Below are 18,724 nucleotides of genomic sequence, written 5' to 3'. Positions count from 1 at the left end.
GGGAACGAAGAAGGGCCAGTACCCGGGGGAGCCACTTCGGGGGGGCCGGGGTGGGCGGCTGGGGGGGGGCGCCAGAACCACCCGCCCCGCCCGCCCCGGTCCCGCAGGTGGTGTGACCGGCTGACAGCGAGAAGCCGAGGAAAAGTCATGAGCCGCATTCTGATCGTCATGTCCGCAGCCGCCGTGTGGGAGCGCACCGACGGCTCGCGGTACCCCACGGGCTACTGGGCGGAGGAGCTCGCCGCGCCGCACGAGGCATTCGTCGGTGCCGGCCACACTGTCGGCTTCGCCTCCCCCGGAGGTGTGCTGCAGCCGCTGGACAAGCACAGCGCCGACCCGGCGATCGCCGGTGAGGACTGTGCCCGGCACGTGGCCCACGCTCAGAAGGCGCTCAGCGACTTCGGGCCGCTGCTGAAGCTGGAGGAGGTCTCGGCCTCCGATTACGACGCCGTGGTGCTGCCGGGCGGGCACGGCCCCGTGGTCGACCTCTTCCAGGACGCGAACCTGGGCCGGCTGCTGATCGATGCCGATCGCGCCGGCAAGATCGTCGGCGCGGTGTGCCACGGTCCGGCCGCCTTGCTGTCCGCGGTCGACGAGCAGGGCAAGTGGATCTTCTCCGGTCGGCGGATGGCCGCGTTCACCGACGAGGAGGAGCGCCTGTTCGGCACCGCCGACAACGCTCCGTGGCTGCTGGCGAGCCGTCTGCGCGAGATGGGCGCCCGGCACGAGCAGGGTGAGCCCTACCAGGCATTCACCATCCAGGACGCCAACCTCTTCACCGGCCAGAACCCGGCTTCCAGCACGCCGATGGCCGACGCGATCAACACCGCGCTGGCAGCGGGCTGACCCCTCGCCCCGGGCCGCTGCCGCCCGCTCCTCCAGGCAGCGGCGGCCCGGACCGCACCTCGTGCTTTTCCTCCTTCGACGACGGGTGAAAGACCACCATGACGAACCGCACGCCACGCCCCTGTGGCGTTGATGCTCTGCCGCAGGGGCTACTGATCGGCGGAAGGTGGCTGCCCGCAGCCGGCGGCGCCACGTTCCCCGTGGAGAACCCCGCGACGGGCGAACCGGTGGCCCGGGTCGCCGATGCCGGCACCGCGGACGCACTCGACGCCCTACTTGGCTCATGACCGGCAGATGAGTCACAGCAATGTCCACAGCCGGGCGGCGCTGCCCAGCTCGTCGCAGCCCCGCTCTGATCGGCTTTCACATGGCCGTGCGCGCAGGCCGGCTTGTTCGGCGAACCAGCGAAGTTGAGCGAGCGCAACAGGAGCCGGCTAGAGATCCGCAATCCAGGGATGCTCCGGGTGTACGCGGTCGAGTAGCTCCACCAGGGCCTCGCGCTGAGCTGGGGACATGTGAGGGAGAGCCGCTTCGAAGTCTGATTGATCTTTTCGGCGGGCGTGTTTGGCCTTGAACAGCAGGACCAGCTCGGGAGCCAGATACGGGATGCCGTCTCGGGTGTGGTGGATGATGTCGTTGTAAGGAAGCCGGACCTTGTCATCGCGGCGGCAGATCCAGGTGTCGCCGTCGTGTGGTTCGCGGAAGACATCGAGCAGGTAGTTTCCGGTGCCCGGATCGCGGACCCATGTCTGGTGCACTGCGCCCAGTACCTCCGGTGTGGCGTCCTCCCAGATCCGGCCCCTGCCGACTGCGTCGAAGACGTATCCCGGAAAACGGTGGCGTACCTCGGGAAAGCTCGCGGCTGGAATCGCGATCTCGATGTCCCCATGAGCGCGCGTCTGCCTGCCGCGGAACAGGTCCAGCGCCCAGCCCGCGGCCACGTACCAGGGTGTCTCGATCCCGGCCAGCCGCTGCGCGACCTCACTCGGGGTCCAGCATGAAGACCACCTGGCGTCGAGGGCCTCGATCTCGCCGGGTGACAGTTCCATGCCGCCGCTGGGCAGTTGCTCGCTCACCGCGGGAATCTATCAGCGGTCTCGAAGGGAGCCCCCGGGCCACGATCGATGAAGCAGGCCGGCGGAACCTGGAGCCGTAGACGGTGCGTGCCTCTAACCCGTGAGCAATACCGCCGGGAAACAGGCCAACGCGCGAGTTCCCCTTTCCGAGGGACCGAGATTCCGCGAACCTGCGCGCTTCCCTCTTCGGCCTCGTCGACCACCCCGTCGCAGACAGCTGCGGACCTCCGTACGCCGAGCGCGGGAGGCTCTTGGACGAACTGCTCGCGGACAACGGCATCGGACCGCCGCTCCAGGCCGTGCCCACCGTCACCGGCGTCGCGACGGCACGTCTTTGTCCCTCGCGTCGTATCCGAACGGAATCGGCTACGACGACAAGAAACCGCCACCCGCCTAGTCACCGAAGCCGCAGGAACTCGGAGCCGATACTCCCCGGCGACCACACACGGTGAACCGCAGCGGCGCTTCCTCACTCAGGGATCAAAAAGCCCAGCTCCCGGAGACGCGGCAAGCACGCTGCGAGGCATTGCTCCATCGACACGGCATCAGTTCGCACAAGGATGTCCTCGCGCAACGGGGTTCCACTGGCGACGAAGGTCCAAGGCTTCCGCCTCTCCGCCATCCGCTCGGCGTCGGCCTTGACCAACACCGTTACTCCCTGTCCAGCCAGCGCTTCCATGACCGCGACGACGTCCACCGGCATTCTCCTGTCCCGAGGCGCTGCGCGCGCCCCGGGACGAACATACGTACTCCGGGCCGGACCCTGGACACTGCACTCCTCACCCGAAGTAACCAACCCGCGCCCGCGCCGGCGGCGGCTCCCTCGGAGTGCTCAGGTGTCGGTGTGACCCTGCGGGCGCTACGCCAAATCCTCGCTCCTGAGTCTGTTGCGTATGGCGCGGTACAGGACCGCCTGTGGGTGCGCCTGACGGCCTGCAGGGATCGATGTGCCGCTCGTTCCGCGCGGCCGCGCCGCCTGGACCGGCCAAGGGCCAGCACGAGGGCCGGCGCTGCGGATGCCTGACCGTCGGCGTCGTCCGTGGCCGCGTCCTCCGCCCGGGTGGCGGCATCGATCGCCTCCGACTCCCGGCCGGGGACCCGGAGCGCCTCCAGGTCCCCAGACAGGTCACTACTGCCAGCGTGCCAGCACTCGGACGCCGAGGTCATAGGCCATGGAGCCGAGGGCGAGTGCCACCAGGGGCCACGCCAGGGGGGAGCTGGCCGGGAGTGCACCGCTCGCGAGCGAAGCGCCCGCCGATCCGGTGCCCAGCAGGGCCGTTATGGCGGGACCGCCAGGCATTCTCAGGTAGACGGGGCGCTGGTGGCCGCAGCGCCTCACCAGGCACCGTCCCGGGTCGTGGCAGCGGCGTGAGTGCGGGTGGTGTAGCGCGTTCCCAGCCGCTTAAGTTTGCGCCGCACCCGGTCACCAAAGGCCTCAGGGTCCGCTGTGCCGACGTAACGGGCTGCCTCGGTCCACGTGGCGATGGACGGGTGGGCCCAGGCCATCGCCACACGCCGCTCGGTCAGGGAGAGTTGGGCCAACACTGCGTTGATGCGCTCGTCGTCGAAGGCTGACTCGAAAACCAGGTCGTCCATCCGGAGGTCGCCGACCACCAGATCGAGAAGGGTGAGGTTCTCCCCGATGGGGGTTTCCAGCAGCGCGATACGGGTGCTGCGAACGCGACGGCGCCACAGCGGGACCAGTTGCCGATGGACCGTGTGAGCCTCGGTCTTGATGCGACTGTAGACGGTCTTGTCGAGGCGTTCGCCAGCGAGCAGAGGTTCAATCCAGTCGCCGAGCAACGCTGTGCTGACCGCCTGGTCCCACTGCGGCCCGCTCGGCAGGATCAGCTCACGGCGGGCGAAGTTCTCCGCGCCGCTGCACCCGCAGCCAGTGCCTTTGGCCCAGTCCCGAGCTTGAAGGGCCCAGTAGACGGGGGTTGCCACGGCGGTCTCGCCTTCTTGGACGAACCTGTCTCTTCCCATAACGGGGCAACTTCGAGTGAAGCTCTCGCTGGCGTAGTCCTCGGCCTCCAGGCGGGCACTCCCGTCGGAGCTAATGACCAACAGGCCCGGCAGGGTGTCGGGCTGCCTGGGGAGCACGGGTACGGGCTCAGTTCGATCGGTAGGCGACGCTGGGAAGGGGGGTCGGTGGGTGCCAGTCACGGGGCTGCTCCTCAAACTCGTGGTTTGCGCCTTCTCTTTCTCGGCCTCGGCAGGGGCATCAACCGGCAAAAATCTTGGGCCCATCTGTTTTCAGGGTTCTAGGTCGTGCCCGCATCAAGGCGGTCACCTCACCGAACGCGCGGGCCGCCCTTCACGGCGGGTCAGGCGCCGGGGACCTCGTCGGGGAGGTCGTCCAGTAGCGCGGCGACTTGGTCAACGTCAGCGGACACGTCCAGCTCGGTCCAGTCGAGGCTGTCGGCGGCATCCAGCAGCTCCGCCAAGCCCTCCTGGTCGAGCCGAAGCAGGCCTGTGCCCAGACGGCGAACTCCTCGTCGGGTCTACGGATGTCTCCTGTCGCGCCGTAGGGGCGGCCGGGGGGGCCTTGCGGTCTTCCAGGGGCGGGAGCGCGCGGGTGGCCGCCAGGGCCTCCGAGCTGCAGCCCTGGTGCCATTTGCTCCGTGTCCCGTTGCGCCCACGCCCATGCGGTCGACGGGGAAACCCGGAACGCACGGGCGATGTGCCGGTACAGGAAGCCGTCGGCCGCGAGCGGCGACCAGTACGGAGCCCTTTGGGCCCGGCGTGGTCCGCCCGGCGCTCCGCCTCGTCCAGATCCGTGCGGGTGGGGTGGTCGTCCAGGATGGCGACGCCAGGCGGCTGGCCGTTCGTCCTCGGGCAGGCGCTCGAAGAGGCCGGCCGCAGGGCGGGGCGCGTGGCGGATTTCCTCGGCAACGGCGACCTTCCACGTCCGTAGGTCTCTGCGTACCAGCACTCCCGGCGGGCTCGGCGGGGCGGCAGGCCCCGGGTCGGACCACGTTCTACGCTGCCCGAGGTTTCGGGCGCACAACCACGGCAGGGACTCCGGATACGGTCGGCGCGCCCCGTCCCGGCGGAACACCGCTCAGGGGGCGCGCCGACCGGCGAGTTCAGGCCGGTCCGCGATCGAGGCCGAGAGCGGTTGCGGTGTCCTGGCCGCCCCAGCCCTGCGGGGTGCGCCACAGGACGTGGACGCCGAAGACGTCGTGAACGGCGGCGGCCGACCAGTCCTCGGCGGGCGGCTGGGACAGCACCAGGTAGAGGCGGTCGGCGGTCGGCTGCAGGGTGTGGTTGATCTCGTGGAGGCGGGCGGCTCCCGAGCGGAGGTCGGCGCACGTGGAGAGACCCGCGCCCAGGACCTCGTAGAGGAAGTGGCCGTGCTCGGTGGTGCAGCCGGCGTCGACGACCGGTGAGTCGGCCTTCGGCTGGCGGTCGGCCCGGAACAGTACCGCCAGCAGCTCGAAGCGCACCGCCTCGTGGGTCTTGCAGACGCGGTCGGCCGCGGCCGCGTTCTCCAGGAACCGGAGCAGGTCCGTGCCGGGGCCGGCCATCGGTTCGGGCGTCGGTGCGGCGATGCCGGTGGCGGTGCTGGGCATGGGGCGGTTCTCCTCCGGTTCGGGCTGCTCGAGCTGCTGTGGCGGTGCGGGCGGTGTGGGGTCGGGGGCCGACGCAGCAGTGGGCTCCGTGTCCCGGGCTTCCTCCACCGGGCGGCCGGCTGCTGTGGACGCGAGGCGTTGCTCCAGCGTCCGGCGTGCCTGGGCCAGGGCGTCGGCCCAGCCGCTGCGCTGCAGCTCCGCCCGGAGCCGGTCCAGGTCGGGGGTATTGGAGGCGAGCGTGCGGTTGGTGTTCGCGGCGAGGTCGCGCAACAGGGCGAGGCGGTCCCGGTCCGGGGAGCCGAGGACGCGCCAGACGTCCAGCCAGTCGTGCTGGTCCAGGCGCAGGCAGCGGTTGGCCATGCCCTTGAGTTCGGACAGCCGGGCCCGGGCGCCGTCCGGGGTGTTGCCGTCGGCCAGTTCCTGGACGACGGTGAGCGCGTCCACGTACCGCTCGGCCATGGTGGGCGAGATGGGCCTGCGTCCGCGTTCGTCGGTGGTGACGAAGCTGACGGCCCTGTTCTCGTATAGCTGCCGCCAGGTGGTGTGTAGCTCTGAGTAGCCGCCGTGGACCTCGTTTCCCGGCTCTGGCCGTCTCGTTGAGCTGAACGAGTGACGGGGAAGGGGTGGGGCGGATGCGGCAGGACTGGGAGCCGGAAGTCCTGATTGAGGTCTGGACGCTGCTCGAAGACGACAGGAAGAAGATCAGGAACAAGTCCGGGGCGACCCGGCTTGGGTTCGCGTTGTTGCTCAAGTTTTTCGAGGTGGAGGCCCGGTTCCCGGAGGCCGCCAAGGAGATGCCCGCGGCGGCGGTGGAGTACGTGGCCCAGCAGGTGAAGGTTCCTGCTGGTGCGTGGGCGGACTACGACTGGCAGGGCGATCGGATCAAGCGGCACCGCAAGGAGATCCGGGAGGCGTACGGGTTCCGGGCGAACACCGAGGAGGACCAGGAGCGGCTGGCCGAGTGGCTGGCCACTGAGCTGCGTCCGGTGGAGCTGTCGCGAGAGCGGTTGGCGGCGGCGGTGGTGGCCCGGTGTCGTAACGAGCACATCGAGCCGCCGGCGCCGGGGCGGGTCGGGCGGCTGGTGGGCAAGACGGTCAAGGACTTCGAGGCCCGGTTCTGTCGCAGCAGGGTGGAGCGGATCTCGCACACGACGCGCTCGCGTCTGGAGGACCTGGTCGCCGGCAGCGAGGACGAGACGGACGAGGGAGCGGCCGGAGAAGGCGCGGTGTCGGGTGGCGGGCGGTCGCACTTCGCCGAGCTGAAGGCCGACCCGGGGCACCGGGGCTGGAGAGCCTGCTGGCGGAGGTGAACAAGCTGAAGCGGGTGCAGCGGCTGGAGCTGCCGGCGGACTTGTCGCGGACGTGTCGGAGAAGCTGGTGGACGCGTGGCGGGCGCGGGCGTCGAAGGAGTACCCGGCGAACCTGGAGCGGATGAAGCCGCCGCGGCGGCTGACGCTGCTGGCCGCGCTGTGTCATGTGCGGCAGACGGAGATCACCGATTCGCTGGTGGACCTGTTCATCCAGCTTGTTTTGAAGATCAACACGCGGGCGGAGCGGAAGGTCGACAAGGAGCTGAACGCCGAGCTGAAGAAGATCCGGGGCAAGGGGGGGCATGCTGCTGCGGGTCGCGGAGGCGGCGCTGTCGGAGCCGTCGGGCACGGTACGGCGGGTGATCTATCCGGACGTCGGCGGGGAGAAGACGCTCAAGGCCCTGGCGGCGGAGGCCGCGGCCAACGAGGCCCGCTACAAGGCGAGGGTGCGTACGGTGTTGCGGTCGTCGTACTCGGCGCACTGGCGCCGGATGCTCTCCCCTTTGCTGGGCGTGCTGGAGCTGAAGTGCAACAACACCTCCTACCGGCCGGTGATGGACGCGATCGATCTGCTCCAGCGCTACCTGGACCAGCCGCTGAAGGAGGGCGCGTTCTTCGACCCGGCGGAGAGCGTGCCGCTGGCGGGGGTGGTGCCTGAGCAGTGGCGGGCGGCGGCGGTGGACGACAAGGGCCGCATCGAGCGCATCCCGTACGAGCTGTGCGTGCTGGTCGCTTTGCGGGACGCGGTGCGCCGGCGGGAGATCTGGGTGGTGGGGGCGAACCGGTGGCGTGACCCGGAAGATGAGCTGCCCGCGGACTTCGAGGACAACCGGGACGTGCACTACGCCGCGCTGGGCCAGCCGCAGGACGCCGGGGAGCTTATCGCCACCCTCCAAAGCAAGCTCCGCACCTCGCTGGACCGCTTCGAGCAGGCGTTGGCGGAGGGCACGACGGGCGGGGTCGCGATCGTCAGGAAGCACGGCGAGCCGTGGATCAGGGTCTCCCCGCGCGGCAAGCAGAAGGAACCCCAGTCGCTGGTGGCGGTCAAGGGCGAGATCGAGCGGCGCTGGGGCACCATCGACCTGCTGGACATCCTGAAGTACGCCGAGTTCGACACGGACTTCATCGCCGAGTTCACCTCGGTGGCCACCAGGGAGATGCTGTCGAGGGATGTGCTGCGGCGTCGGCTGCTGCTGGTCCTGTTCGGACTGGGCACGAACATGGGGATCAAGCGGGTCGCGGTGACCGGCAAGCACGGCGAGAGCGAGGCGACGCTGCGCAGGGTGCGGCACCTGTTCGTCAACCGGGACAACATGAGGGCGGCGCTGCGGAAGCTGGTGAACTCCACGTTCGCCGTCCGCGATGAGATGTGGTGGGGCACCGGCACGGCGTGCGCCTCTGACAGTCGCAAGTTCGGCGCCTGGTCCTCGAACCTGATGACCGAGTGGCACCGGCGCTACCGGGGCCCCGGGGTGATGATCTTTTGGCACGTGGAGCGGAAGTCCGTCTGCATCTACTCCCAGCTCAAGTCTTGTTCGGCCTCTGAGGTCGCCTCGATGATCGAGGGCGTCCTGAGGCACTGCACCGACATGGAGGTCGACCGGCAGTACACCGATACGCACGGCGCCTCCATCGTCGGGTTCGCGTTCGCCCACATGCTCGACTTCAAGCTGATGCCGAGGCTGAAGAACATCGGCTCGGCGAAGCTGTACCGGCCGGCAGCCGGTCAGGACGAGACGTGGCCGAACCTGGGCCCGGTGCTCTCCACCAAGACGATCGACTGGGACCTGATCGCCCAGCAGTACGACCAGATCGTGAAGTACACCACCGCCCTGCGCCTGGGCACCGCCGAGGCCGAGCAGGTCCTGCGGCGCTTCACCCGGGGCGGGCCCAAGCATCCGACGTACCGGGCGATCGAGGAACTCGGGCGGGCGGTACGGGCCTCGTTCGTCTGCGACTACCTCGCCGACGTCGAGATGCGCCAGGAGATCCACGAGGGGTTGCAGGTGGTGGAGAACTGGAACTCCGCGAACAAGGACCTCTTCTACGGCAAGGACGGTGACCTGGCCGGTGTGGACAAGGAGTCCCAGGAAGTCAGCATGCTCGCGCTGCACCTGCTCCAGTCCGCTTTGGGACACGTCAACACGCTGCTGATGCAGGAGGTCCTGGCCGATCCGAAGTGGGCGGACAAGCTCACCGACGCGGACCGCCGGGCTCTGTCCCCGCTCTTCTGGACCCATGTGAATCCGTACGGCCGGTTCGAGCTGGACATGAACAGCCGCCTCGATCTGGACCTGTCCGTACGGGCGACGCTGCCCGGTCAGCGCGGTCCGCAGGACGAGGGGGCAGTCGCCCCGGTATGAGGAGCGCCGGGGCGGTGCCTACGGGGCCGCGCTCCAGGATGCCCGGGGCGGCCTCCCCTGCGTCGTCAAGCCTCTTTGTCGGGCTCTTGCTCTGACAGGGTTTCCTTTCTGGCCGCGGTGTTGCGGGTGTGGTCGTGGATGCGGTCGAGGTGGGCGCGTAGGGCCGGCGGGCTATGGACCTCGAAGGGGCAGTCGAGGGACAGGAGGCGGAGCGCGAGCCATTCGACGGTGTCGTAGGCGCTGCGCCATCGTGTCCGGTCGCCTTCGGGGGTGAGCGTGCCGTCGCCGAGGTGGTCCTGGAGCCGGGTCGTCGCTGTGGCGAGGGAAAGCTGAAGGGTCGCGTCGGCACGGTGGACCGGCGCCATGGCCAGGGCGGCCCGCGCGAGGTGGGTTTGCAGGTCTTCCTCGGACAGGCGCCGGGAGGTGCGGGCGCCCGTGCCGCGCGGAGTCTGGATGCGATCGGCTCGGAAGGTGTGCCAGGCTTGGCGGTTGATGTCGAAGGCGAACAGGTACCAGTGGCGGTGAGCGCTGACCAGCCGCTGCGGTTCGACGTGCCGGGTGGTCATCTCGCCTTCCCGGTCCCGGTAGCGCATCCGCAGCCGCTCCCCGCCCGCGACGGCGGTGGCGAGAGCGGTGAGGACGTCGGGGTCGGCGGTGCGGCCGGGAGGCATCCAGCCCGAGACTGAGCCGCCTAGGGCGCGGACGCGGTGGCGCAGGCGGCTGGGCAGGGAAGTGCTCAGCTTCGCCAGGGCCCGGGTCCCGGCCTCCTCCAGTTCGGGCAGTCCTTGCGCGGCGACGGTGCGCAGGCCCAGCGCGACGGCGACCGCCTCGTCGTCCTCCAGCAGCAGTGGCGGCAGTGCGGAGCCCGCGACGAGCCGGTAGCCGCCGTGCGCGCCGAGGTCGGCCTCGACCGGATAGCCCATCTCGCGGAGCCGCTCGACGTCCCGCCGGACCGTGCGATGGGTGACGCCGAGCCGTTCGGCCAGTTCGCTCCCGGGCCAGGTGCGTGGTGTCTGCAGAAGTGAGAGCAGCGAGAGCAACCGCGAAGTGGGTCCGGACATGATGCAGAGGATGTACGCCATCTAGGACCGAAACAAGCCTAGATCCTGCCTAGGTTCGTCTTCGACAGCCGAGCGACCAGGGAACGGGATCACGATGTCCGAGCAGATCAGCGCCGCCCCCGAGGGCTACACCAGCGTCGCGCCGTGGGTCGTCACCAACGACACCGGAGCCTTCCTCGACTACGTCTCCCAGGCATTCGACGGCACCGAACTCGGCCGGGTGGCCACCGGGGACGGGCTGATCGGCCACGGCGAGATCCGCGTGGGCGACACCGTCGTTCTCGCCTTCGACCGGCGTCCGGACTGGCCCGTCATGCCGAGCCTGCTGCGCGTGTTCGTGCACGACGCCGACGCGGCGTTCGCCCGCGCCGTCGAGGTGGGCGGCACCGTCGTCACCCCTGTCGCCTCCGACGCCTTCGGGCAGCGGGGCGGCCGGATCAAGGACCCCTTCGGCAACATCTGGTGGGTGGTCTCCCACGTCGAGGACGTCCCTGAACAAGAGATGTGGAAGCGTCTGCAAGAGCCCGGCTTCGCGGCGGGCATGCGCGTCGCCCAGGAGACCTTGGACGCCGAACTCAGCGGCCGGGTCCGGGGCCGGAGCAGCGCACCGGTCCGGCTGCCGGGCTGACGGAGAACACCGAGGACGCTCGACGCCCCCGCGGGCCGGCCGCGCAACCCCCTGCGCTCACCTGCCCCGAGCTCTCAACGGGGCCACGTGTTCGGAAGCGGCTTCGGCCTTGCTTCCGCGCGGGGACGGCCGTTGGCGCCGGTGATCGTGGTGTTTCGTGCTCCGCCCGGCACGACGGCCCGGCGTCATCGGTTCACCGACCGGCTCCCGGTCAAGGGCGCAGCGGACTTGCGGTGGTGGGAGGCGCGGGCTTTGGCGCGGTTGCCGCAGATGTCCATGGAGCACCAAGTCCGCCGCCGGTTGCGGGAGTGGTCGTAGTAGGCCCATCGGCAGCTCGGTTCCCGGCAGGCCTTGAGCCGCGTCCACGTGCCGTCCGCCGCGGCCTCGGCCACAACGGCGAGCAGTCGGGTCAGCGCCGCCTCCACCGGCGCCGGGGTGCGGGCGACCAACCGGGGCGGGGAGACGGTCACGTCGAGCATCAGTGGGAAGTCGCGTGTGAGGTCGGCGAGTTCGGCGCGGGCGGCGGGGTTGAGGCCGTCCGGGCGTGGGCTGGCGACCGGCTCGGCGTTGTTCTCGGCGATCAGCGCGCGCAGCCCCTCGCGGATGCGTTCGGCGCGGTCGCGCTGCTCGGCGTTGACCGCCGTACCGGCAGGCAGGAGGCCGCAGGCGTGCAACCACGTCGCCAGTTGTCGCGGAGTCGCGATGTCGTCGCCGTCCCGGCGGCGGGTGTTGACGAACTCCTCGATCACACGCAGTGGCTGCGGCGCGGTCCCGGTTGTGAGGTTGTCCGGCACGGGCTCGACAGCAGGATCGTCCATCATGCCTCGCAGTCTACCCGGCTATCGAATATAGTAGGTTACCTAACCGACGCAACCGATACGTCGGTTAATAGGGGGCTCGCTGGTGAGCATCAGCATCGGCAACATCTGCATCGACACCAACGACCTGGCCGGTAGCACCGCCTTCTGGCAGGCAGTCACGGGCTACCAGGTCGCGTCCTCGGACGAAGGCACCACCTACCTGGAGGACGCGGTCAAGAGCGGCGCCGGCCTGTCCCTGCAGGCCGTCCCCGAACGCCGGGACGGCAAGAACCGGCTCCACCTGGACCTGTTCACCGACGACCTGGCAGCCGAGGTCGACCGCATCCGGGCCGTTGGCGCGAGCGAAGTGCGGCGTTTCGACGGCTGGGTCGTGCTGGCCGACCCCGAGGGCAACCAGTTCTGCGTCGTCGCCGCGTAGACGCGCTCGCCACCGCGCGAGACCGGTTCCCACCACTACGAAAAGAGACAGATATGGCCTCCGTGCACAAAGAGATCATCATCGATGCCGACCCCGCGGCCGTGTGGGCGATCATCAGTGACTTCACCGACGGGCCCATCCGGATGGCGCCGGGCTTCGTCACTGACAGCCGACTCGACGAACCGGACGTCAGGGCTGTCACGTTCGCCGACGGAACCGTGGTGCGGGAGCGGCTCATCGCGTACGACGACGAGCTGCGCCGGCTCGTCTTCTCGGTCATCGACGGCACCATGCAGCCGGCGCACGACAACGCGTCCATGCAAGTCGTCCCGCACGGGGACGGCCGCAGCCGTTTCGTATGGATCCACGACGTGCGACCGGACGAGCTCACCAGCCCGATGGGCGCCGCAATGGACCGCGGCCTGAACCTCCTCAAGCAGACGGTGGAGTCCTCCAGCGAGCACCTCGGCTAGGAGCGTGGGTCAGTAAGAAGTACTCATGGGTTGAACCGTAGGGCCGCGGCCATCATGGGTTGAACCGTAGGGCCGGGGCCCTACCCGGACCGCTCGACTCGCGGCGAGACCGTCGGGACCATCCGAGTAGTTACTCAGCGCTACACGCCACCTGGCGGCAGCTATACGAGAACAGGGCCGTGACGCAGCGGCCCTCGTCGCGGGTGCGCAGGTCGAGCTTGTAGCCCTTGGCATGGGAGTACGCGCCGTTGCTGTGGCCGGACTCGGTGCCGCCGGTGATGGTGATGGTGATGGTGCAGCGGCTGGCCTTCTTCAGGGCGATGACGCCCTGGACGGTGCGGGCGCGGACGCCGTCGAGGGAGGTACGGCCGACGGGGCCTTGATGCCGGCGGCGGCACGCTGCTGGAGGGCCAGCCGGTGGTCCAGACGGACGTCGCGGCCCGACGCGGGGATGGCGTGGGTGGTGCCGGCGACGATCCGGTGCCAGGTCGCCGGGCCGACGACGCCGTCGACCGCGAGGCCTGCGGGTCGGTGAGCAGGAGCTGGCATGCGTAAAGTTCGCGCATCTGGAACCTTTCGGACTCGCCGGGATCGAGGGATGCCGGAGCTGAGGCTTCTGGAGCACGTACCGGTGTGGCGTAGCAACGCCGGTCGGCAGGCGGCTGGTTCCAGCAGTGGGCGCGAGGCGGGCGCCTCGGCCGACGAGTGCCTTCTACGAACCGGGGAACACCGTCCCACGCCATCGCTGCGCTCCTTCTCCATAAGGGAGGGAGCAGAGTGGACGGCTGAGACGCCTACCGTCGCCCGGATCTGGATGTACAGGTCATCGACCCTCGTGACACACTGCGCCTGCCGTCAGCCATGATCGGCCAAACGTTCGAAGGGGGAACGGTGCGAAGACTCGGCCTGTCCGCGGTGATGATCTCCATCCTGGCTGTCACTGGGTGCGGCGGAAGCCAGGACGGAGACGCCGCCGCGGCCAAGCCTGCCAAGAGCAAGGCGGCGTCTGCATCCCCGGCAACGCAGAAGAGCAAAGCCCCTGAGCGGAGCCTGCAGCAAGTCGAGAGGGACCTGAGGTTCGCCGTGGCGCCCCACAAGCCCCAGATGCAGCCCCCACAGAGCGGATCCTGCATCGTGCACGGCGTGGCGCCCACGCGGAGGGTGCTCGGCAAAGCCGAATTCGAGGCGATCGTCGGGCGCTTGCAGAAGCGTGGGTGGTCGCCCCTGGGTCCGCTTGACTACTCCGACGATGAGACCTACGGGAAGATGGGTTACCTCAGACTCCAATCCGGCGAGTGGGAGATCAGCCTGGGCTCGGCACCGATGCCCTCCGAGATGCGAGAGGCCTATGCCCCGAACGAGGGGTCTATTATCGCCGCCATCTCCTGGAAGTGCACCGGCGCCTGAGGTGGTGCAGCGACCACGCACCCGGCGCCCGGGTCCGCCTCGGTGACGGCCTCCCTGCCGTTGTGTACGCCGTGGAGTGGGGCGAGGTCGGTCCGCCCCTCCACCGGGTGCGGGAGCCGGAGCCCGGCAGGCACGGCAACGTGGGCCGCCGGGTGCCGTCCCTGACGAGTGACGTACTGGCCTCGGCCGCCGACTGCCAGGAGTAGGCGGTTGAGGAACGTCGACGTCAGAACGTGCGCTCCCTGGAACTGCAACAACGACCGAAGCCACCACCAGGCCTACGCGTCGCGGCAGATGGCTTCCATGCGCGGGCCCGTCGTCCTTCATGCGCCGTGGCCTTCCAAGGTGCAATGCGGACCCTGGCCCGGGTCCGTACCCGAGTGGTGGTCTCGGCGGCTGCCACTCCCCCGCGCACCGGACGCCGTAGTCACGCCGACTCAGTGCAGCACTGCCGTGCACCCCGGAGCGTGGTGCACAGCTTCCGCTGGGTCGCGCGGCTGTCGAGGGGCATTTCAGGGCGGTAGCGCGGCCGGCCTTCGTCACCTGTCGGACCAGCTCCGAGTCGAGAAGGCCACTGCCGCCGATGATCAGAGGTGTCATGGTGCGGCTCGGTAAACGACTGCCTGGCGTCGGCGGCGACGGAGTTCCATCGGCCCGGGCGCAGCGCGCCGAGACCACAGCCCTCTTCAGTTCGCCATGAAGGCGGCTTCGGCCGAACCATCTGTTGACCTGCACTTGCCGGTACAGATACGCAAGCGTGATCTCGTGGCGTACAACCCTGCCTAAACGTCGGCTTCCCCACATGGCCTTCCGGAACTTGGAATGTTGTTGTCCGTTTCCTGCCGTTGACCTGGGGTTCTGGTGAGGCGTTAGTTACTCCTGGCTACTTTGTGAATCTTGTGGGCGGGGTGTGGCGGGGATGTGGACTCGGTTGCGTGGTGGGCGAGATGGACTGCCCACACCGGAGGACCGTGCGGGGAGACCCGGCGGAAGACGTGGTCGCAGGGCCGTTGCGGGCATGACCGCGGTCGTGTGCGCTGCAGTGATCGCGGCCCTCGTGCCCGGCCCGATGGCGTCGGCGGCCGGTGACGATGCGGTTGACGTGCCGTTGTCGGAGGGGCAGAAGGCCCTCGCCGCAGCGCAGGAGTCCGGTCAGCGGGTTGAGGTGACCGGGGAGCGTACGGAGCGGACGACGGTGTTCGCCAATCCGGACGGCTCGACGTTCACGCTGGAGGAGTCGGCGATCCCGGTGCGGGTGGCCGCCTCGGACGGTGGCTGGAAGGCACCGGACGCGACACTGGAGAAGCGACCGGACGGGACGGTGGGCCCGAAGGGCGCCGCCGTCGACATGGCGTTCTCCGGCGGCGGCGAGGCCGGCCCGCTCGCACGGATCGAGGACGAGGGCCGGTCCCTGGCCCTTGACTGGCCGGGCCAGTTGCCCGCTCCCAGTCTGGACGGCTCCCGTGCCGTGTACGCGGAGGTGCTGCCGGGCGTCGACCTTCAGGTCACCGTGACTCCGGAGAGCTTCCAGCCCATCTTCGTGGTGAAGACCCCCGAGGCGGCAGCCAGCGATGAACTGGAACGGCTCACCTTCGGCCTGACGACGAGTAACGTCACGGTTCGTGAGGGCGCGGCCGGCAACCTGGCCGCGGTCGACGGCAACGGCACCACCGTGTTCAAGGCGCCGCCGGCGAGGATGTGGGACTCGGCAGGTCAGGACACCGCCGATGGCGGTACGCAGCCCCAGCTGATGACCGCGGACGACACTCCGGCCGGCGAGCCTGCGGACCCGTCGGAGGCGGCTCCGTCCGGATCCGGTCTGGAGCCGGGCCAGGGTGACACCGTGGCCCGGATGGACGTCGAGGTCGGCGACGGTTCGCTGTCGGTCACTCCCGACCCGGACATGCTGGCGACGACGGAGGAATCGGCGTTCCCGCTGTTCATCGACCCGACCGTGACGTGGGACGAGTCGGAGCGCACGCTGCTGCGCAGTGACGGCTACGAGTCCTACGGGTGGGGCAACGGCGACGACGGCCGTGGCAAGGGCGTGGGCAAGTGCCGGTCCTGGAGCGGCTACTACTGCGGCCCGGGCTATGTACAGCGCCTCTACTTCGAGTTCTCGCCGGCCAGCCTGAAGGGCAAGCAGGTCCTGGATGCGACGTTCCGGGTGACGGAGCCGTGGGCATTCCAGTGCGATCCGCGCTGGGTGGATCTGGTCCGTACGAACAACATCTCCTCGGCGACCACCTGGTCCTCCCGGCCGAAGGAACTGGACTGGATGAGCGACCGGTATGTGTCCGCCGGCCGCGGCTCGGCCTGTGACCCCAACTCGCCAGACGCCCCGATCGAGTTCCACGACAACCCGGAGGAATCCAACGAGAACCTGACCCCGACCATGAAGAACTTCGCGGCCGGCAAGTTCTCCCGGCTGACGCTGGAGCTGCGGGCGCACGACGAGGGCGACACCTCGGCGTGGAAGCGGTTCAAGAACGACGCCGTGCTGGCGGTGGACTTCGTCGGTTTGCCGGACAAGCCGACGAGCACCGGTCTGCAGGGCGGCGGGACGAGCACGGCCCCGGTCTGTGAGCGCAATGCGAGCGACCCGGCCATCATGTCCGACCCGACACCGCTGCTGAAGGCGACTGCGCAAACGAAGTCGGGTGGGGAGAAGGACGCCCAGTTGCGGGTCTACTTCGACGTCGACGTGCAGAACGCCGACAAGACCTGGACCGACGTCACGCCGGGCAACGGCTCGCTGAGTCCCTCCGCCGGCTACGTCGGCGACGGACGCGCCGTGTCACTGACGTGGTCGAAGCTGGCGGACGGCAAGCTGTACCGGTATCACGGCTGGACCTGGTCCTACTACGGGTCCAGCCACCTCAGCAGCGCCGCCTCCGACGGATACTGCTACTTCCGTGTCGACTCCCTGCCGCCGAAGCCGCCGCAGGTCACGATCTCCGCGCCGTACAGCGCCTGCACCAGCGTTGCCTGTGTGGCCGGGGGCGGGCCGGGGGTGGCGGCGTCGCTCACGTTCAAACCGGCGTCGGGGGACGCCAACAGTGCCTATCAGTACAAGCTGTCCTCCGATGCCGCGTGGTCGGCCGAGCTCAAGGGCGCGACGGTCACGACCACGGTCACGCCCGGCCGAGCCGGTCTGCACCGCGTGTACGTGCGGGCCAAGGACACCCTCGGCTGGGGCGGTCAGTCTGTGACGGACTTCCTCGTGGACTCGGGTGACGCCCCGGTCGGCCGGTACCACTTCGACGAGGCATCGGGAGCAGCTGTCGATTCCGCCACCGTGGACGGCCGTGACGACGCGGCCCTCTACGGGCAGGCGGTACGGGACGACCGCGGTCGCCGCGGCGTGATCACGCACGACAGCGCGGACCGTCCGCTGGACACACCGGTCACGGACCGGGGCCTGTCCGTGAACGGCAGCACGGGCTACGCGAGCACCGCAGGGCAGGTCCTGGAGACCCGGGCCTCCTACACGCTGTCCACATGGGTACGCCTGTCGAAGGCCCCCACGCGCAACCTCACCGTCCTGTCCCAGAACGGCGCGCATCGCAGCCCCTTCTACCTCGGCTACGAACATGGGGCCAACGCCTGGGCATTGCGAGCGGTCAGTCAGGACGCCCCGGTCGGCGGTAGCTGGACCTACCAGCAGGCGTCGGCGTCCGTACCGCCGGCCGTGGGTGCCTGGACCCACCTGACCGGGGTGTACGACGCACAGGCGCAGGAGATTCGCCTGTACGTCAACGGCGTCCTCCAGGGCCGTGCCCCGTACACGACGGCGTGGGCGGCGACCGGGCCTCTGCAGTTCGGCCGCACCCAGTGGTCCGACACGTACACCGACTACTTCGCCGGCAGCATCGACGAGACCGCGGTCTGGCAGCGAGCTCTGAGCCCGGAGGAGATCGCGGACGAGGCGGCCCTGAGTAACTCGCCCAGTCACGCCGCGGTGGAACTGGTCGCCGACTGGTCGGCCGACCAGAGCAGCGGTGGCAGCACGCTCCCGGACACCACGTCCGGCTACGGCAGAGCCCTCACGCTGACCGGCGGGGCAACGCTGGACGGCCAGGCGCTCGTCTTCGACGGCGTGGACGACGCCGCGACCACCCCGGGACCGGTGATCGACGACACCGGCTCCTTCACAGTCACCACGCTGGTGGCCCTGAACTCGGACAAGCTCCTCGCCAAGCCGGTCGGCTACACCGGCCAGGTCCTCGGGCAGCGCACCGCGGACGGCTCGGCATGGGGCATCTGGTACGAGCGGACCGGCAGCACGACCGTGTTCGACGAGGAGACTCTCGAGGAGAAGACCGTTCCTGAGGGTTTCTGGCGCTTCGGTCGGCTGAACGCGGACGGCACGTTCACCGCGGTCGCTTCCAGCGAGGCAGCGGCGATGGACAGCATGGTCCGCCTGACTGGCATCTTCGACGCCCAGGCCGGGACGGTCAGCCTCTTCCTGAGCCACAGTCTCGACGGGGCCCCGCAGGCCTTCACGGCGAAGGCCGGCTCGGGGGACTTCGCCTTCGGCAAGGGCTTCAGCAAGGGCACCTGGCAGCACTTCCTGCCCGCCAGTGTCGCTGAGGCCCGTGTGTGGGCGGGCGCGATGACTTCCTCGGAGCAGGTTGACGAGACCGTGGGCGACTGACGAGGCATCCGGTGGGGGCCGCCGCGACAGCGGCTGTCCCCCACCAGGGCGAAGACGTGGCGGGTCCGACGGCGGGCTGCGAGTGGCGT

The 18,724-nt window shown here is 69.5% G+C and carries 16 protein-coding genes; 9 read left to right on the top strand and 7 right to left on the bottom strand.

Annotated elements, in window-relative coordinates:
• Positions 1–147 precede the first annotated feature (147 nt).
• Positions 148–846 carry a type 1 glutamine amidotransferase domain-containing protein gene (locus tag ACZ7MF_RS31145; RefSeq protein WP_471481600.1) on the top strand — a complete coding sequence of 233 codons (699 nt, stop codon included), beginning with the start codon at positions 148–150 and terminating at the stop codon, positions 844–846.
• Positions 847–1,280: 434 nt separating this feature from the next.
• Here ACZ7MF_RS31145 and ACZ7MF_RS31140 read toward each other — a convergent pair whose 3' ends face one another.
• The 4 genes from ACZ7MF_RS31140 to ACZ7MF_RS31125 all read right to left on the bottom strand — a co-directional run bounded on the left by ACZ7MF_RS31140 (position 1,281) and on the right by ACZ7MF_RS31125 (position 5,956).
• Positions 1,281–1,922 (bottom strand): nucleotidyltransferase domain-containing protein, encoded by a 642-nt coding sequence (locus ACZ7MF_RS31140; RefSeq protein ID WP_471481599.1) that lies wholly within the window; start codon positions 1,920–1,922, stop codon positions 1,281–1,283.
• A gap of 469 nt (positions 1,923–2,391) precedes the next feature.
• The gene (locus tag ACZ7MF_RS31135; protein WP_471481598.1) at positions 2,392–2,625 is read right to left on the bottom strand and encodes a hypothetical protein; all 234 of its coding nucleotides are present in this window, start codon (positions 2,623–2,625) and stop codon (positions 2,392–2,394) included.
• 632 nt (positions 2,626–3,257) lie between these two features.
• Positions 3,258–3,869 carry a hypothetical protein gene (locus ACZ7MF_RS31130; protein WP_471481597.1) on the bottom strand — a complete coding sequence of 204 codons (612 nt, stop codon included), beginning with the start codon at positions 3,867–3,869 and terminating at the stop codon, positions 3,258–3,260.
• Between the two features lie 1,142 nt (positions 3,870–5,011).
• Positions 5,012–5,956 carry a hypothetical protein gene (locus ACZ7MF_RS31125; protein WP_471481596.1) on the bottom strand — a complete coding sequence of 315 codons (945 nt, stop codon included), beginning with the start codon at positions 5,954–5,956 and terminating at the stop codon, positions 5,012–5,014.
• 173 nt (positions 5,957–6,129) lie between these two features.
• Here ACZ7MF_RS31125 and ACZ7MF_RS31120 point away from each other — a divergent pair, with 173 nt between their 5' ends.
• A complete protein-coding gene (locus tag ACZ7MF_RS31120) occupies positions 6,130–6,807 on the top strand; it encodes a DUF4158 domain-containing protein (RefSeq protein ID WP_471481595.1) in 678 nt (225 codons plus the stop codon).
• 302 nt (positions 6,808–7,109) lie between these two features.
• Positions 7,110–9,170 carry a Tn3 family transposase gene (locus tag ACZ7MF_RS31115; protein ID WP_471481594.1) on the top strand — a complete coding sequence of 687 codons (2,061 nt, stop codon included), beginning with the start codon at positions 7,110–7,112 and terminating at the stop codon, positions 9,168–9,170.
• A 65-nt stretch (positions 9,171–9,235) separates the two neighbouring features.
• Here the strand turns inward: ACZ7MF_RS31115 and ACZ7MF_RS31110 are convergent, their stop codons facing one another.
• A complete protein-coding gene (locus ACZ7MF_RS31110) occupies positions 9,236–10,231 on the bottom strand; it encodes a helix-turn-helix transcriptional regulator (protein WP_471481593.1) in 996 nt (331 codons plus the stop codon).
• Between the two features lie 94 nt (positions 10,232–10,325).
• On the opposite strand from ACZ7MF_RS31110, the gene ACZ7MF_RS31105 reads away from it, so the two are divergent.
• Positions 10,326–10,859, top strand: a complete 534-nt coding sequence (locus tag ACZ7MF_RS31105) for a VOC family protein (RefSeq protein WP_471481592.1) — start codon at positions 10,326–10,328, stop codon at positions 10,857–10,859.
• Between the two features lie 185 nt (positions 10,860–11,044).
• Here the strand turns inward: ACZ7MF_RS31105 and ACZ7MF_RS31100 are convergent, their stop codons facing one another.
• The gene (locus tag ACZ7MF_RS31100; protein WP_471481591.1) at positions 11,045–11,680 is read right to left on the bottom strand and encodes a CGNR zinc finger domain-containing protein; all 636 of its coding nucleotides are present in this window, start codon (positions 11,678–11,680) and stop codon (positions 11,045–11,047) included.
• An 82-nt stretch (positions 11,681–11,762) separates the two neighbouring features.
• Here ACZ7MF_RS31100 and ACZ7MF_RS31095 point away from each other — a divergent pair, with 82 nt between their 5' ends.
• Together ACZ7MF_RS31095 and ACZ7MF_RS31090 are read left to right on the top strand one after the other, a co-directional pair.
• A complete protein-coding gene (locus tag ACZ7MF_RS31095; RefSeq protein WP_471481590.1) occupies positions 11,763–12,098 on the top strand; it encodes a VOC family protein in 336 nt (111 codons plus the stop codon).
• Between the two features lie 53 nt (positions 12,099–12,151).
• Positions 12,152–12,571 carry an SRPBCC family protein gene (locus ACZ7MF_RS31090; protein ID WP_471481589.1) on the top strand — a complete coding sequence of 140 codons (420 nt, stop codon included), beginning with the start codon at positions 12,152–12,154 and terminating at the stop codon, positions 12,569–12,571.
• 312 nt (positions 12,572–12,883) lie between these two features.
• Here the strand turns inward: ACZ7MF_RS31090 and ACZ7MF_RS31085 are convergent, their stop codons facing one another.
• Entirely contained in the window at positions 12,884–13,120 is a 237-nt protein-coding gene (locus ACZ7MF_RS31085) for a peptidoglycan-binding domain-containing protein (protein WP_471481588.1), read from the bottom strand.
• A 369-nt stretch (positions 13,121–13,489) separates the two neighbouring features.
• On the opposite strand from ACZ7MF_RS31085, the gene ACZ7MF_RS31080 reads away from it, so the two are divergent.
• From ACZ7MF_RS31080 to ACZ7MF_RS31070, 3 genes are all read left to right on the top strand, one after another.
• Complete coding sequence (locus ACZ7MF_RS31080; RefSeq protein WP_471481858.1) at positions 13,490–13,978, top strand: hypothetical protein; 489 nt, start codon at positions 13,490–13,492, stop codon at positions 13,976–13,978.
• 62 nt (positions 13,979–14,040) lie between these two features.
• Entirely contained in the window at positions 14,041–14,184 is a 144-nt protein-coding gene (locus ACZ7MF_RS31075; protein ID WP_471481587.1) for a hypothetical protein, read from the top strand.
• Between the two features lie 812 nt (positions 14,185–14,996).
• Positions 14,997–18,635, top strand: a complete 3,639-nt coding sequence (locus ACZ7MF_RS31070) for a LamG-like jellyroll fold domain-containing protein (protein WP_471481586.1) — start codon at positions 14,997–14,999, stop codon at positions 18,633–18,635.
• Positions 18,636–18,724: the final 89 nt, after the last annotated feature.

Source organism: Streptomyces sp. NPDC111628, from assembly GCF_055635195.1.
Note: the sequence above shows the minus strand (reverse complement) of the source record. Positions and strands in the feature narration are given on the sequence as shown.

Coding starts and splice junctions, on each gene's coding strand:
- ACZ7MF_RS31145 (WP_471481600.1), top strand. CDS start 148: ATGAGCCGCATTCTGATCGTCATGTCCGCAGCCGCCGTGTGGGAGCGC.
- ACZ7MF_RS31135 (WP_471481598.1), bottom strand. CDS start 2,625: ATGCCGGTGGACGTCGTCGCGGTCATGGAAGCGCTGGCTGGACAGGGA.
- ACZ7MF_RS31125 (WP_471481596.1), bottom strand. CDS start 5,956: ATGGCCGAGCGGTACGTGGACGCGCTCACCGTCGTCCAGGAACTGGCC.
- ACZ7MF_RS31120 (WP_471481595.1), top strand. CDS start 6,130: ATGCGGCAGGACTGGGAGCCGGAAGTCCTGATTGAGGTCTGGACGCTG.
- ACZ7MF_RS31115 (WP_471481594.1), top strand. CDS start 7,110: ATGCTGCTGCGGGTCGCGGAGGCGGCGCTGTCGGAGCCGTCGGGCACG.
- ACZ7MF_RS31110 (WP_471481593.1), bottom strand. CDS start 10,231: ATGTCCGGACCCACTTCGCGGTTGCTCTCGCTGCTCTCACTTCTGCAG.
- ACZ7MF_RS31105 (WP_471481592.1), top strand. CDS start 10,326: ATGTCCGAGCAGATCAGCGCCGCCCCCGAGGGCTACACCAGCGTCGCG.
- ACZ7MF_RS31100 (WP_471481591.1), bottom strand. CDS start 11,680: ATGATGGACGATCCTGCTGTCGAGCCCGTGCCGGACAACCTCACAACC.
- ACZ7MF_RS31090 (WP_471481589.1), top strand. CDS start 12,152: ATGGCCTCCGTGCACAAAGAGATCATCATCGATGCCGACCCCGCGGCC.
- ACZ7MF_RS31085 (WP_471481588.1), bottom strand. CDS start 13,120: ATGCCAGCTCCTGCTCACCGACCCGCAGGCCTCGCGGTCGACGGCGTC.
- ACZ7MF_RS31080 (WP_471481858.1), top strand. CDS start 13,490: ATGATCTCCATCCTGGCTGTCACTGGGTGCGGCGGAAGCCAGGACGGA.
- ACZ7MF_RS31070 (WP_471481586.1), top strand. CDS start 14,997: ATGACCGCGGTCGTGTGCGCTGCAGTGATCGCGGCCCTCGTGCCCGGC.